Source organism: Microbacterium sp. W4I4, assembly GCF_030816235.1.
Lineage (GTDB): Bacteria > Actinomycetota > Actinomycetes > Actinomycetales > Microbacteriaceae > Microbacterium.
Window position 1 is genome coordinate 3,212,446 of sequence record NZ_JAUSXT010000001.1, and the last position, 14,482, is coordinate 3,226,927.

A 14,482-nucleotide genomic window follows, 5' to 3' on the forward strand; every position below is an offset into this window, starting at 1 on the left:
ACGTCGGCAAGCAGAGTCGCACAAGTTTGCACACGTTGCAAGAGGTGATCGCGAAGAACTGCGGATGACGCGCCCAGGCTCAGACGGCGGCGGTGCTCTCTCGCGGCAGGAGGCGGTGCGGCGCGACGATCTGCGTCGGAGCGACGCTCGGATCATCGATTCGGGCGACGATCGCCCGGATCGCCTCGCGGGCGATGAACGGCGTGTCCAGCGAGACGGTGCTCAGCGAGGGGCGTGCGAACCGACCCTCTTCGATGTCGTCGATGCCGATCACCGCGACGTCCTCGGGAACGCGGAGTCCGGCATCGAAGATTGCACGCATGGCGCCCATCGCGAGCAGATCCGAGTAGCAGAAGATCGCATCCGGACGCATCCGCAGCAGCTCGACGGTGGCTTCGTATCCGTCGATGCGCCCGTAGTGCGCGGACGGGCGCATGAGCTCGGGGTCCACCTCGATGCCCGCTGCCTCGAGAGCCGCCTCGTACCCGGCGGTGCGCTGGCGCGGCGTCGCGAACTCTTCATCGGGCTGCGCGCCGATGGCGGCGATGCGCGATCTGCCCGAAGCCAGGAGATGATCGACGGCATCGCGAGCGGCCGCCACGTTGTCGATCGCGACGTGATCGAATCGTCCGTCGAAGTCGTGCTCGCCGAGCAGCGCGAGTGGCATCGTCGTCGCCCGCTTCATCTCGAGCAGCTCGGCACGCGTCACGAGCGGGCTGAACAGGATGCCGTCGAACAGCATCGTGCGGTTCTCGCCGAGCAGCAGCTCCTTCTCGCGTTCGTGATCGTTCCCCGTCTGATCGATCATCACCCGGTAGCCGACCTCGGCGGCCGCGTCGATCACGTCGCGGGCGAGTTGGCTGAAGTACGGCACGTCGATCTCGGGGACGACCAGTGCCAGCATCCCCGTGCGACCTGTCCGCAGCGTGCGGGCGATCGGATTCGGGCGGTAGTCCAGCTCGGCGATCGCGGCGAGGACGCGCTCGCGCATCCGCGTGCTGACGTGGGCATAGTCGCTCACGACATTCGACACCGTCCGGATGGAGACCCCGGCCTTCTCGGCGACGTCACGGAGCGTGGCTGACATGTGTACATCATAGGTCTTGCAACGTGTGCAAACATCCGCTAGCTTTTGCATACGATGGCAAATGTGCTGGCCCGTCAGCGTGGCATCCATCCACCCACACATCACGATCCACCCACACATCACGCACCACACAAGGGAGTGTCCATGAACCGCACAACGACACAGTCGGGTGTCCGCCTCCTGGCGGTCGGCACCGTCGCCGCCACCGCGCTGGCGCTCACCGCCTGCGGCCCCGGCGTCACGTCCGGCTCGAGCGATGACGAGGCATCCGACCGCTTGCAGGCGCCGACCTCGACGCAGCCCGAGGGAGAGATCACCATCTGGGATCGCTCGGGCGACCTGTACGAGGTCTTCGACTCCGTCATCGACGACTTCAACAAGAAGTACCCCGGCATCACCGTGCACCACGAGGCCGTCGACATCAACGCGAAACTTCAGAACACGCTCATCACCGGCACCGACGTCCCCGACGGCGTGTTCCTCGACGACGCGCTCGTCGGCAGCTACTCCGATCACCTCTGGGACCTCAGCGACGTGCTCGAGCCCTATCTCGCCGACATCGCGCCGCAGAAGATCGACGCGACGACGGTCGGCGGCGGAATCTACGGCGTGCCCTACGACCTCAACCCCGGACTGCTCTACTACAACGCCGCCGCGCTGGAAGCCGCAGGCATCGACGCGACCTCGATCGAGACCTACGACGATCTGCTCGAGGCTGCCCGCGACTATCAGGCCGCGAAACCCGGATCACATCCGATCCACCTGGAGCAGAGCGCCTTCCTCGGTCAGCTGCAGCTCGAGATGTACGCCAGCCAGCTGGGCACGTCGCTCGCGAACGCCGATGGTGAGCTGCGTCTGGACAGCCCCGAGTACACGCAGATCCTTACCTTCCTCGACACCGTGCAGACGGAAGGGCTGGGAACCCGCGCCGAATACCTGAGCCCGACGGACATCGCCGAGCTCGAGAACGGCAACCAGGTGTTCTACCCGTGGGCCATCTGGTTCGACTTCGCACCGCAGCAGCTGCTGCCGGAGACGAGCGGTGACTGGCGTGCCATGGAGCTTCCGGCCTGGGAGTCCGGCGGTGCTCGCAGCGGCGCGATGGGCGGATCCTCGTTCGTCCTGCCGAAGGACGGCGAGAACTCCGAGCTGGCCTGGCTGTTCTACGAGTTCCTCATGTACGACGAGACCGGATACAACGCGGTCTGGGGAGTCAACGACATCTACCCGGCGGGGCTGAACACATCCATCCCTGCCTACCTGCCCGCCGCCGACCCGGCCAAGCCCCTCTTCCAACCCCTTGACGCACTGGGCGGACAGGACCTGTGGGAGGTCGCGACCACCGCAGGCGCGCAGATCCCGAGCGGCTCGTCGATCCCGGCCTGGTGGAACGGAGCCGTGGACTACCTCGGCAACGACATCCAGAAGATGCTGGACGGCGATCTCGCTCCGGCCGAGGTCATCAGCAGTTCGACCGAAGGCATCCAGACCAACCTCATCGACAGGCAGTGACGGACCGACCCGCATGACGACCCCGACCCTCCACCCCGCGGTGCCGCAGCTCGGCCGCCGTTCGAGTGCCGCGAAGCTGAAACGACGCTCAGCGCCGTACCTCTTCGTCCTCCCGTTCATCGTGATCTTCCTCGCGTTCAGCGTGTACCCGCTGATCTTCACCGCGCGACTGAGCTTCACGAACTGGCACGGCTCCGGCGCCGCGGAGTGGGTGGGCTGGGGAAACTACACATATCTGCTCACCAGCGAGGCCTTCTGGAACTCGCTCGCCAACTCGGCGGTGCTCTGGCTGCTGATCCTTCCGATCCAGATCGTTCTCTCGGTCGTGGTCGCCGTGCTGCTGAACTCCGCGAAGCTGAGACTGCGCGGCCTCTACCGGGTCGCGTTCATCGTCCCGTTCGTCACACCGCTGGTTGCTGTCGCGCAGATCTGGGTCGTGCTGTTCGATCAGCAGTACGGCGCCATCAATGCCGTCCTCGGCACGTTCGGACTGCCCGACATCGGCTGGCTCACGACGAGTGCGTGGTCCAAGCCCACCCTGGCGCTGCTGTTCCTGTGGAAGACCACGGGCTTCATCGTCATCATCGTGCTCTCCGGGCTGCAGTCCATCGACAACTCGATCTACGAGGCCGCCGAGATCGACGGGGCCTCCCGGCTGCGGCAGTTATGGAGCATCACGGTACCGCTGCTGCGCCGCACGATCATGTTCGCGGTGGTGCTGCAGACCCTGGCCGTGTTCCAGATGTTCGCCGAGCCGTTCGTCGTCACGCAGGGCGGCCCGTACAACTCGACGACCACGGCGGGCTACTACCTCTACAACCACATCACGCGGGGCGACCTGGGCACGGGAGCCGCCAACTCGTTCCTGCTCGTCATCCTCGTGCTGGTGCTCTCGCTGTTCTTCGTACGCCTGCTGAGGGCAAAGGACTGATCATGACCGACACCCTCATCCGCACGATTCCGGAGATCGCGGTGCCCATCGCGCCCCGCCGCCGAAGGGAGAGCGGCGCCGGCCTGCGGACCGGCTCGCACGTGTTCCTCATGCTGCTGCTGATCGCGTTCCTCGCGCCCGTCGCCTGGGCCGTCGTCTCCTCGTTCAAGCAGCCCAACGACATCATCCGCGATCCGCTGGGCTTCGATCCGTCCACGTTCACGCTCGATAACTTCACCGCGATGTTCCAGGACGTGCCCATCGCACTCGGATTCCTCAACACCGGAATCGTGCTGGTCGTGAAGGGCGGCATCACGCTGTTCTTCGCACCGCTGGCCGCCTACGCCTTCGCCAAGTATCAGTTCGTCGGCAAGGACCTGATCTTCGGAACCGTGCTCATCACCCTGATGCTGCCGACGATCGTGCTCATCATCCCGCTGCTTCTGGAGATGAAGGCCCTCGGCTGGGTCAACACCTATCAGGCCCTCATCCTGCCGGGTGCGATCGACGCCTTCGCGATCTTCTGGATGCGACAGGTCATCAGCGCGGTGCCCGACGAATTGCTCGACGCTGCGCGCGTGGACGGATGCAGCGAGTTCGGGATCTTCTGGCGCGTGATCGTCCCCGTCATCCGTCCCGGCCTCGCCGGCCTCGCCGTGCTGACGATCATGAACATCTACAACGACTTCGTCTGGCCGGTGATCGTCGCCAGCTCGGAACGGATGGCCACCCTCCAGGTCGTCCTGTCCACACTCGCTCAGAACATCACCGGGAACCGGATCGGCGCGGACTACGCCACCGTCACCGGTGAGCTCCTGGCTGCGAGTTCCATCGCCCTCATCCCCCTGCTGGTGCTTTTCATCCTGCTCCAGCGTCACTTCATCAACGGCATCCTCGCCGGCAGCGTGAAAGGCTGAACGTGTCGCTATCCACCACCCTCCCGTCCCTGCGAACCACTGACCAGGAGGTGATCCCTCGCCCGGAGTATCCCCGGCCCGATGTCGACCGGTCGGCGCGCTGGCTGAGTCTCAACGGTCTCTGGGACTTCGACTTCGAGGACGAGACCCACGCCATCACGGTGCCCTTCGCCTGGGAGACCACGGCATCAGGAATCGGCCGGACCTGGCTCGAGCGCGCTGTCTACCGCAGGCACGTGACGGCGCCGGCCGAGTGGACCGGCAGACGGATCGTCCTGAACTTCGGCGCTGTCCACCACCGCGCGACCGTGCGGATCGACGGCACTCTGGTCGGCGAGCACGTCGGCGGCCATGACTCCTTCGAGCTCGACGTGACTGACTTCCTGGTTCCCGGCGTCGAGTCGGAGCTGTCGGTCGACGTCGAAGCTCCGGCCGACAAGCGCGAGATCGTGCACGGCAAGCAGCGCTCGATCCCGCGCGATGACTACGACGGCGTATCCTTCACGCCGACCTCCGGAATCTGGCAGCCGGTCTGGCTGGAGGCGCGCGGCCGCACCTATGCGCGGCTGATCTCGCTGCGCGGCGACAGTCTCACCGGCGTCGACATGCGCGTCGAGCTGAACGGCGACGCGCCCGCAGGAGCCGAGGTGCAGGCGCGCGTCGTCGGCACCGACTTCGCTGTCGCGCTGACCTCCGACGCCTCCGGCCGCGCCGAGGGCCGGATAGAGATCGCCGGGCCGCGCCTGTGGTCGCCTGCCGATCCGCACCTGTACCGCGTCGAGATCGTCGTCGGCGACGACGAGTACACCGACACGACCGTCGCCACGGCCGGCCTGCGCCGCATCGAGGCGCGCGGCGAGGAGCTGTGGCTGAACGACTCGCGGCTCTATGTGCGCGGGGTGCTGGACCAGGGCTACTGGCCCGACACCGGTCTCACCGCCCCGGATGCCGAGGCGCTGCGCCGCGACATCGCGCTGGCGCGGGAACTCGGATACAACCTCGTGCGCAAGCACCTGAAGTTCGAGGACCCGATCTGGCTGCACGAGGCCGATGTCACCGGAACCCTGGTGTGGGCGGAGCCTGCCTGCCCCAGTCGCTTTTCGGATGCTGCGGCCGCCGCCTTCGAGACGCAGATCCCCGCGATGGTCGAGCGCGACGGCAACCATCCCAGCATCGTGATCTGGGGCCTCTACAACGAGGAGTGGGGACTGGACTGGGACATCCCGGGCAGCCCCGAGCGTGCCGAGGCGGCGAGTCGTGCGTACGATCTGCTGCGCGCCATCGACGACACCCGCCCCATCGTGGAGAACTCCGGCTGGGCGCACGTGCGCAGCGACCTGGTCGACTGGCACTACTACGAGCCTGACATCGCCACGTGGAAGCAGGCCGTGGCTGATCTGGCATCCGGAGACCGCGAGACGTTCCCGGTGCGTCTGGGCCCCGACTTCACGGTCGACAAGTCTCTCTACGGGTCGGCGTCGTTCCCCCGTACGGGGGTTCCGATCCTCAACAGCGAGTACGGCGAGGGCTTCACCAGCCTTGAGCGCGCCTGGCACTTGCGGTGGGAGACGCAGGAGCTGCGCCGCCACGACCGCTACTCCGGGTACGTCTACACCGAGTTCTCGGACGTCGAGCACGAGTGCGCCGGTCTGCTGACCGCGGATCGGAAGTCCAAGGACTGGGGCGGATGCCGACCTGCCGACGTGAACGCGGAGACGGTGCTCGTCCTCGATGTCATCCCCGCGCAGGCGGGGGCGGACCTGGCGACGCCGGTAGCCGGCTTCGAGCTCGGCGTCCGCGTGTCGCATCATGGGACGGAGCCGCTGACGCTCGAGATCCGCAGCGCCTGGGTTCCGGCAGGAACGCCGACGGATGCGATCGTGGCCGCCACCGAGACGACTGAATCGGTCGAGGTGCAGCCGTTCCGGCTGTCGGCCGCACTGACGTTCGCTGTCGCCGAGCGTCAGGAGGCGGGCCGCCTGCTGATCTGGGCGGTCGACGACGCCGGCCGCATCGTGGCGCGCTCTTTCCTGGATGCGGCCGTGGTCGAGGCTCCGAACCGGCGAGGCGCGCGGACCGTTTGATTCGCCCCATCTGAAGCCCCCTGACACGGAAAAGCCCCCCGCTGATCCCGGAGAACCGGGATCGCGGGGGTTTCTTCGTCTGCCGGCGCGAGCCGAGAGATGCTGCGGGTCAGGCCCGGCCGTAGGTCTCGAGCAGGCGGAGCCAGATCTCGCTGATGGTCGGGTAAGCGGGAACCGCGTGCCAGAGCCGATTGATCGTGACCTCGCCGACGATCGCGATGGTCGCGGCGTGCAGCAGCTCCGCCGTGTCCTGGCCGACGAACGTGGCGCCCACGACGACATGACGGTCCTCGTCGACGACGAGCTTCGCGCGGCCGGTGTAGCCATCCGCGTGCAGCTTGGCGCCTGCGACGTAGCCCATGTTGTACTCCACGGCGCGCACGTTCAGGCCGCTCTCGAGAGCGGCGCGCTCGGTGAGCCCGACGGCGGCGACCTCCGGGTCGGAGAACACCACGCGCGGAACCGCGACGTTGTCGGCGGTCGCGACGTGCTGCCCCCACGGAGCGTCGTCGACCGCTGCCCCGGTGAGTCGAGCGGCGATCGCCTCACCGGCCGCACGCGCCTGGTACTTGCCCTGGTGCGTGAGCAGCGCCCGGCCGTTGACGTCGCCGACGGCATAGAGCCAGTCGGTGCCGTCGACCCGCATCGTCTCGTCCACTGTGAAGGCGCCGTCCAGGTCGACCGTCTCAAGACCGAGTCCGTCGGTGCTGGGGCGGCGACCGGTGGAGACGATCAGCTCGTCAGCCTGGAGTGAGGTGCCGTCGTCCAGCGTGACGGTGACGATGCCGTCGGCGTCGCGCTTCACCTGAACGGGGGTGGCGCCGATGCGCACATCGACTCCGTCCGCGGCGAGAGCGTTGGTGACGTACTTTCCGGCGAACGGCTCCTCGCGCTCGAGCAGAGCCGAGCGGGAGAGCATGGTCACCTGGGAGCCCAGCGACGAGAAGGCGAAGGCCAACTCGGTGCCGGCCACACCGCCGCCGATGACGATGATGCGCTCGGGCACGCTGTCGGCGGAGGTCGCCTCGCGGGTGCCCCACGGTGCGGCATCAGCAAGTCCGGGAATCGGCGGGAACACGGGAACCGATCCGGTCGCGAGGGCGACTGCCTTTGCGGTGATCACGCGGTCTCCGACCTGGATCCGACCGGGGCCGACGAGGCGTCCGCGTCCGCGGATCAACTCGATCCCGGCGGACTTGACCCACGCGGCCTGGCCCTCGTCGCTCCAGCCGTCCGTGAAGGACGTGCGGCGAGCGAGAAGAGCGGATGCATCCACACTTCCGGTGACCGCCTCCTTGGCTCCTGCCAGACGACGGGCGGCGCGAAGAGCGTGACCGCTGCGCAGCAGCGCCTTGGAAGGCATGCACGCCCAGTAGGAGCACTCGCCTCCGACCAGCTCGTCCTCGATGATCGCGACGCGCACGCCGCGCTTGGTCGCGTAGTCAGCGACGTTCTCGCCGGTCGAACCGGCTCCGATGACGATGAGGTCGTAATCGGTGGTCTGCACCTGGCCGCTCATCGTACGTCCTTCCGGATGATGCTGCTGAGACGGATGGCCGAAACGAGGAAGAAGATCGCACCGAGTGTCGCGTAACCTGCGACGCCCACGATCCCCTGTGCTCCCTGAAGTCCCTGGATCACGAACGATGTGCCCGCGAACACGGAGATGCCGCCGCTGAGCATCTGCGGCACCTGGCCACCGGTGCGGCGGTTGCGGATGGCGGAGATCAGCTGCGGGATGCCTGCGCCGACGGCCCAGATGCCCCAGACGATGAGCGCGGCGGACGTGGAGAACGTCGATGCGACGCCGAGGGCGATGGCGACGAGCACGCTGACGATGATGTTGACCCATTCGGATGCCGAGGACCGGTCCTTGGCGGGGTCGGCGCGCAGCTGCCAGAGCACCGCGCCCGCGTCGAAGAGCGGGTAGATGACGAGCAGAACGGTCAAGAGGGGGCCGGCGTTCATGGCGGCGATGACGAGCAGCACGGCCCAGACGACGGTGAACGCCGCCCTGATGAAGTACAGCCGTCGCAGTGCACGGCTGAACGTCGGAGGGGAGACGGTGGTGGAAGTGGTCATGAGGTTTCCTTACTGAGACAGGTTATGTAGAGTAACTAGTACGTCTACATGAAGAACCATAGACTGTTGTCATCGCTGGCGCAACCCAGCCCGACGCACGGAGTGAGAATGCACGCTGACGGATCAGATCCCGAGAAGGCGCCCGCACGGCGCGGGGCTACGCGAGAGCGGATCCTCGACGCGGCGAACCAGCTCTTCTACAGCCAAGGCATCCGCGCGACCAGTGCCGACCGCATCATCGAGATGGTCGGCATCACCAAAGTGACCTTCTACCGGCACTTCCGCACCAAGGGTGATCTGGTCGTGGCGTACCTCGAGCAGCAGGCGGCCGCGGAGCGCGCCTGGATGGAGAGCGTCATCGAGAAGGGCGACCCGATCGGGTCGCTGCGCGCCTTCGCGACGAGCATCGGCGAGGCGAGCTGCCAGCCGGGCTTCCGCGGCTGCGCCTTCATCAACGCCGCCGCGGAGTTCGCGGATGCCGAGGACCCGGTGCGCATGACCGTCGACGCGCATCGCGCCTGGATGCTTCACAAGTTCGAGGGCGTCGCGCGAGAGGCTGCAGTGCGAGACGTGGCCGCCACCGCGCGTCAGCTGATGCTGCTGCGCGACGGTGCGATGGTCAACGGCTACCTCGGCGCACCCGAGGAGGTCGCCGCTTCGCTCGGCGCGGCGTTCACGTCGATCGTCGAGCCCGCGCGCAGCTGAGCATGAAGACCATCGGTGTGCTGGGAGGCATGAGCTGGGAGTCGTCGCTCGAGTGGTACCGCCGGGCGAACGAGCAGGTGCGCCGGCATCTGGGCGGCCACCATTCCGCGCGCATCCTGCTCGACTCCCTCGACTTCGCCGAGATCGAGGCCCTTCAGGCGGCGGGGGACTGGGATGCCGCGGGTGCGCTCCTGGCCGAGCACGCCCGCCGTCTCGAGCTCGGCGGGGCAGAGCTCATCGTGCTGTGCACCAACACCATGCACCTCGTCGCCGACCGGATCGAGCAGGCCGTCGACGTCCCCTTCCTGCACATCGTCGACGTGACGGCGGATGCGGTGGTCGACGCGGGCGTCCGCCGCGTCGGACTGCTCGGCACTGCCTTCACCATGGAGGAGCCGTTCTACCGGGAGCGGCTGGAGGCCCGGGGCATCGAGGTGCTGATCCCGGATGCCGAGGATCGCGCCGTCGTGCACGCCGTGATCTACGACGAACTCGTGCACGGCGTCATCCGCCCGGAGTCACGAGACCGATACAGCCGGATCATCGATCGCCTCGCCGCACGCGGCGCTGAGGGAGTGATCCTCGGATGCACCGAGATCGAGCTGCTCATCTCCGCCGCGGACTCGTCGGTGCGGGTCTTCCCGACCACGGCGCTGCACGTGGATGCCGCGCTCGCCGCGGCCGGGGTCGGGCCGCAGACGGGGTCATGACGATCGCGCGCCGAGATCGGCGCGGACGAACTCGGGCTGCATAGGAGCATCCGGAGGAGGCTCTTGCTTCTTTCGTTCGTTCGATGCTTTAATGCTGTCGAACCGGTTCGACACTTTCGGCCGGAATCAGCGCCCCCCGGCAACGGCTCGATCAATGGAGACGAAGCAGATGAAGACAATCAAGCCCGCGCGACGGTCGCGGCACACGGATGCTCCCGATGGGGGCCAGCGAACAGGCGTCGCTCTGATGCCTCGCAGTCGACGAACTCTCGCGGTGATGACTGCAGCAGCGCTCGTGGTCAGCGGCGGCATCCTGACCCTGGCGGGTCCGGCGGATGCGGCCCCCGGTGCGGCGAGCACCCTCGTCGTTCAGGCCGACCAGCCGTTCCGGTCGGTCACCCACATGGCCAGCGGCTCGCTCTATGGACTGGCCGGCGCGAATGTGCCGACACTGGACAAGATCCTGCCGATCAAGCCCCACACCTTCATGCAGAAGCCCGAGGGCGGCACGCAGCAGCCCACAGGCGATGCACTGTCGGTCGCCGACACGGCCAAGGCCGCAGGTGCCGGAGTGGTCATCCGGCTCGTCGACTACCTTCCGGGGTGGCCGTATCGGTACAACAAGGCCGAGTGGCTTCCGGCCGTCGAGAAGATGGTCAACGACACCAAGGCGGCCGGAAAGTCGAACATCGTCGCCTATGCGATCTGGAACGAGCCCGACATCACCTGGCAGACGGCCAATGGGTCGTTCTTCGACCTCTGGACCGACACGTACCGGCTGGTGCGCAGCCTCGACCCGGCGATGCCGATTCAGGGGCCGAGCTACTCCGACAACATCTCGAACATGCGCGCCTTCTTCGAGCACGCGAAAGCGACCGACACGCTTCCGGACGTCCTCGAATGGCATGAGCTGATCCGCTCATCGAAGATCAAGGGCGATGCGGAGAACGTCCGCAAGATCCTGTCCGACCTGAACATCCCCGAGCCTCCGATCGATATCGCCGAGTACGCGGCCCCCGCAGAGGTGGGCCTGTCCGGACCGCTCGTCGGCTACATCGCGAAGCTCGAGCGGTACGGGATCACCCGAGCCGAGCTCCCGTTCTGGAACCAGTCGGGCGCACTCGGCGATCTGCTCACCGGGCGCAACGGCGACCCGAACGGCGCCTACTGGCTGTACACCTGGTACGCGCAGATGAGCGGTCAGATGGTCACCACGACGCCTCCGACCAATGAGAGCCCGCTTGATGGTGCAGCCTCCGTGAACGATGCGAAGGATGAGGTCAGGGTGATCACCGGCGGGAACACCGGGCCTACATCCGTGAAGATCAACGGGCTCGACAAGCTGGCACTCGGGTCGAAGGTGAAGGTGCAGCTGGACTTCACGGCCTCGTACGGGCGCACGGTGAAGACGGACGGCCCGATCAATATCTCCAACACCACCTACGAGGTCGGGGCAGACGGCTCGATCACCGTGCCGATCGTGATGAACCCGACATACGGATACCAGATCGTGGTCACGCCGGCACAGGAGACGCAGGACCTGTCCGGCACCTACTCGCTGACGAACATCAACGCCGGGCTCCAGCTCGCCACGCTGGGCGGCGCGACCGCGAACGGCACGCCGGTCGTGCAGGCGGATCCGGCCACGACGGCGGGACAGGTGTGGAAGCTCGCACCCGCCGGACACGGCCTCTACAAGGTCATCCACACGCCCAGTGGTCGAGTGCTCTCCATCTCCGGCGCCGCCGCATCGAACGGTGCAGCTGCGGTGATCGAGGATGACAGCACTGCCGAGGCGCAGCTGTGGCAGCTCATTCCCGACGGCAAGGGAAGCGTGCGCATGGCCAACTATGCGACGGGCAAGACGCTCGGGATCATGGGTATGAGCAAGAGTGACGGCGCAGCCGTCATCCAGTGGACCGACGGATCGCCGACATCGAACTGCCAGGCCGACGGCGCGCGTCAGCCGGGCAAGTTCGGAACGGCACTCGACTTCTGCAGGACGTCGTCCTATGGCTCCCTTCCGAGCGGTATCGTCAGCAGCCTCAACGGCGACTGGTCGATCTCGACATGGATCAAGCCGGCCGCGCTCACGAGCTGGTCCCGCGTGTTCGACTTCGGAACCGGTCAGAACGTCAACATGTTCCTCACGATGAACGCCGGTGGCGCAGGACCGCGATTCGCGATCTCGAACAACGGCGCCGGAGCGGAGCAGCGGCTGACCTACGGCGGGCAGAACTTCCCGCTGAACCAGTGGTCGAACATCGTCGTGACCGTCTCGGGTACGCAGGGAACCATGTATCTGAACGGCACCGTCGTCGCCACGAACAGCAACATGACCCTGAAGCCGTCTGCGCTGGGGAACACCAACCGGAACTATCTGGGTAAGTCTCAGTACAACGACCCGGCATACGACGGAGCGATCGACGACTTCGCGATCTACAACTCCGCGCTGACCGCCGAGGATGTGGCAGCCCTGGCCGCCGGCCGTGCCGCGGCAGGCAACGTCGCTCAGTACAAGTTCGACGAGGCCGGCGGAGCAATGCTCCTCGACTCCTCGGGCAGCAACCGCAACGGGACCGTGGTCCTCGGCACCGGCGGATCCGCGACCAGCACGGCAACCGACGCGCAGACGGCGGACCGCTTCTGGAAGCTGACCCGTATGGACATCACTGCACCGGTGGTGACTGTGGTGTGCCCCGCGGATGCCGTGAACCTCGACGCGACTGCCGTCGCGACGTGGACTGCGACCGACGAGGAGAACGGTTCGGGATTGGCCACGCCCGCGGAGGGCTCGATCGGGCTGGACACCTCGAGTGTCGGCGCGAAGACGGTCACGGTGCCGACAGCCACAGCGACGGATGCTGCGGGTAACAGCTCGACTGAGGTCAGCTGCGACTACAGCGTCGTCTACGACTGGTCGGGCTTCGCCCAGCCCGTCGATTCGGGTGACGTCGTCAACACGGTCAAGGCCGGGAGTGCGGTTCCGATCAAGTTCACGCTGAACGGCGATCAGGGACTCGACGTGCTGGCGGCGGGCTCGCCGTCCGTCCGGTTCGGGTCGTGCTCTGCGTCCGCCGCGGTGGACGCGATCGAGCAGACGGTCACGGCCAGCGCCAGCGGCCTGAAGTATGACGCGGATGCCGACCAGTACGTGTACGTGTGGAAGACGGACAAGTCCTGGGCCGGAGACTGCGCCACCTTCTCCCTGCAGCTGAGTGACGGGACGACGCACACCGCGCTGTTCTCCTTCGGCAAGTAGCAGCACGGCGAACCGATGATGCGGTGCGCGACCTCACCGGTCGCGCACCGCATCTGCGTCGGACCGGCAGCGCAGCCTCACCGCGAGCGAATCGGGTGTCAGCCGCGCGGACGCGCGATGCTCCCGCGGTCGTGGATGACGGGGGCGATCAGCTCGACGTGCGCAGGCGAGGTCGACGGTCCTCGATCGATGCTCGCGACCAGGGCTTCGACTGCGCGTCTGCCCAATTCATCGGCGGCGCTGTCGACCGCCGAGTACGACAGCGAGAACATCCGCGCGAAATCGTCGGAGTAGCGTCCCACGACGGAGATGTCTCCGGGGCAGGTCAGCCCCCGCGATGCCAGCACGTTCGGGAGCGCGGCGGCTGCGGCCTCATTGTTCAGGAGCAGGCCCGTCGCCGACGGGTGCGCGTCGAGGAATCCGTTCAGGTCCCTGCCGACCTCGGGCTGACCGGCTGCGCCGTTGTAGTCGTGCAGGATGATGCCCAGCTCCTCGGCGCGCTCGCGCGCGCGATCGGCCAGGCGCCACACATAGGCGCCGCCGCGTTCCACGACGTGCAGGGGCTGCGAGACGAGGATCAGTTCGCGATGACCGTGGGCGAACATCTCGTCCACCATCATCGCGCCGGCGGCGGGGAAGTCGAGATCGAAGACATCGAGCCCATCCGGATCTCCGGGCAGTCCGACCAGCGCACCCGGTTGCGGCGCACCGCGCAGGACAGGAAGCCGATCGTCCTGCTCCGCGACGTTCAGGAGCACGAAGCCGTCGACCATGCGGGAAGCGGAGATGCGCAGAAGTGCACCTGCGCCGTCGTCCTCGGACACCAGAAGCGTGTCGTAGCCCAGCTCGCGTGCGCGATTGGTCACTCCGAGGATGTAGTGCAGCATCGCCGGAGCGAACTCGTCGGAGAGGAATCGGCCCAGAAGGGCGATGACGCTCGTCCGCGATGTCGCGAGCGCACGGGCACCGGCGTTCGGCGTGTAGCCGAGGTCGCGGACGGCCTCGGCGACCCGGGCGCGCACTTCGGGCGAGATCGTCCGCTTGCCGGAAAGTGCGTAGGACGCCGTGCTCCGTGATACCCCGGCGGCTCGGGCCACATCTCCGATGTTCACCACGTCACGTCACCCCTTAGCGAACCGATTCGCCTCAGAATAGCCCCAAAGACGACGCAGGCCGAGGTCGCCCGGCCCGT

At 66.9% G+C, this 14,482-nt stretch carries 11 protein-coding genes; 7 read left to right on the forward strand and 4 right to left on the reverse strand.

Annotated features, from left to right (window positions below):
• Positions 1-79 precede the first annotated feature (79 nt).
• Positions 80-1,087: a LacI family DNA-binding transcriptional regulator gene (locus tag QF046_RS15155; protein ID WP_307371379.1), complete on the reverse strand. Its 1,008-nt coding sequence runs from the start codon at positions 1,085-1,087 to the stop codon at positions 80-82.
• A gap of 144 nt (positions 1,088-1,231) precedes the next feature.
• On the opposite strand from QF046_RS15155, the gene QF046_RS15160 reads away from it, so the two are divergent.
• From QF046_RS15160 to QF046_RS15175, 4 genes are read left to right on the forward strand one after another with little or no spacing between them, the layout of a single operon-like run.
• Positions 1,232-2,599: an ABC transporter substrate-binding protein gene (locus tag QF046_RS15160; RefSeq protein ID WP_307371381.1), complete on the forward strand. Its 1,368-nt coding sequence runs from the start codon at positions 1,232-1,234 to the stop codon at positions 2,597-2,599.
• Positions 2,600-2,612: 13 nt separating this feature from the next.
• The gene (locus tag QF046_RS15165; RefSeq protein WP_307371383.1) at positions 2,613-3,530 is read left to right on the forward strand and encodes a carbohydrate ABC transporter permease; all 918 of its coding nucleotides are present in this window, start codon (positions 2,613-2,615) and stop codon (positions 3,528-3,530) included.
• 2 nt (positions 3,531-3,532) lie between these two features.
• Complete coding sequence (locus QF046_RS15170; RefSeq protein WP_307371385.1) at positions 3,533-4,447, forward strand: carbohydrate ABC transporter permease; 915 nt, start codon at positions 3,533-3,535, stop codon at positions 4,445-4,447.
• A 2-nt stretch (positions 4,448-4,449) separates the two neighbouring features.
• Positions 4,450-6,531, forward strand: coding sequence for a glycoside hydrolase family 2 protein (locus QF046_RS15175; protein ID WP_307371387.1), 2,082 nt, complete (start codon positions 4,450-4,452; stop codon positions 6,529-6,531).
• Between the two features lie 109 nt (positions 6,532-6,640).
• Here QF046_RS15175 and QF046_RS15180 read toward each other — a convergent pair whose 3' ends face one another.
• Both QF046_RS15180 and QF046_RS15185 read right to left on the reverse strand, forming a co-directional pair.
• Entirely contained in the window at positions 6,641-8,050 is a 1,410-nt protein-coding gene (locus tag QF046_RS15180) for an NAD(P)/FAD-dependent oxidoreductase (RefSeq protein ID WP_307371389.1), read from the reverse strand.
• Positions 8,047-8,613 (reverse strand): hypothetical protein, encoded by a 567-nt coding sequence (locus tag QF046_RS15185; RefSeq protein ID WP_307371391.1) that lies wholly within the window; start codon positions 8,611-8,613, stop codon positions 8,047-8,049. The genes QF046_RS15180 and QF046_RS15185 overlap by 4 nt, the downstream gene beginning before the upstream one ends.
• Before the next feature lie 108 nt (positions 8,614-8,721).
• Here QF046_RS15185 and QF046_RS15190 point away from each other — a divergent pair, with 108 nt between their 5' ends.
• The 3 genes from QF046_RS15190 to QF046_RS15200 all read left to right on the forward strand — a co-directional run bounded on the left by QF046_RS15190 (position 8,722) and on the right by QF046_RS15200 (position 13,290).
• The gene (locus QF046_RS15190) at positions 8,722-9,318 is read left to right on the forward strand and encodes a TetR/AcrR family transcriptional regulator (RefSeq protein ID WP_307371393.1); all 597 of its coding nucleotides are present in this window, start codon (positions 8,722-8,724) and stop codon (positions 9,316-9,318) included.
• Between the two features lie 2 nt (positions 9,319-9,320).
• Positions 9,321-10,028, forward strand: a complete 708-nt coding sequence (locus tag QF046_RS15195) for an aspartate/glutamate racemase family protein (protein ID WP_307371395.1) — start codon at positions 9,321-9,323, stop codon at positions 10,026-10,028.
• Positions 10,029-10,305: 277 nt separating this feature from the next.
• Positions 10,306-13,290 (forward strand): PxKF domain-containing protein, encoded by a 2,985-nt coding sequence (locus QF046_RS15200; RefSeq protein ID WP_307371397.1) that lies wholly within the window; start codon positions 10,306-10,308, stop codon positions 13,288-13,290.
• Between the two features lie 98 nt (positions 13,291-13,388).
• On the opposite strand, the gene QF046_RS15205 is transcribed toward QF046_RS15200, so the two are convergent.
• A complete protein-coding gene (locus tag QF046_RS15205; protein ID WP_307371399.1) occupies positions 13,389-14,405 on the reverse strand; it encodes a LacI family DNA-binding transcriptional regulator in 1,017 nt (338 codons plus the stop codon).
• Between the last annotated feature and the right edge of the window lie 77 nt (positions 14,406-14,482).

Bases quoted from the DNA above. Each gene is read 5' to 3' on its own strand.
- QF046_RS15190 (WP_307371393.1), top strand. From the start codon at position 8,722: ATGCACGCTGACGGATCAGATCCCGAGAAGGCGCCCGCACGGCGCGGG.
- QF046_RS15200 (WP_307371397.1), top strand. From the start codon at position 10,306: ATGACTGCAGCAGCGCTCGTGGTCAGCGGCGGCATCCTGACCCTGGCG.
- QF046_RS15160 (WP_307371381.1), top strand. From the start codon at position 1,232: ATGAACCGCACAACGACACAGTCGGGTGTCCGCCTCCTGGCGGTCGGC.
- QF046_RS15195 (WP_307371395.1), top strand. From the start codon at position 9,321: ATGAAGACCATCGGTGTGCTGGGAGGCATGAGCTGGGAGTCGTCGCTC.
- QF046_RS15165 (WP_307371383.1), top strand. From the start codon at position 2,613: ATGACGACCCCGACCCTCCACCCCGCGGTGCCGCAGCTCGGCCGCCGT.
- QF046_RS15170 (WP_307371385.1), top strand. From the start codon at position 3,533: ATGACCGACACCCTCATCCGCACGATTCCGGAGATCGCGGTGCCCATC.
- QF046_RS15185 (WP_307371391.1), bottom strand. From the start codon at position 8,613: ATGACCACTTCCACCACCGTCTCCCCTCCGACGTTCAGCCGTGCACTG.
- QF046_RS15180 (WP_307371389.1), bottom strand. From the start codon at position 8,050: ATGAGCGGCCAGGTGCAGACCACCGATTACGACCTCATCGTCATCGGA.
- QF046_RS15155 (WP_307371379.1), bottom strand. From the start codon at position 1,087: ATGTCAGCCACGCTCCGTGACGTCGCCGAGAAGGCCGGGGTCTCCATC.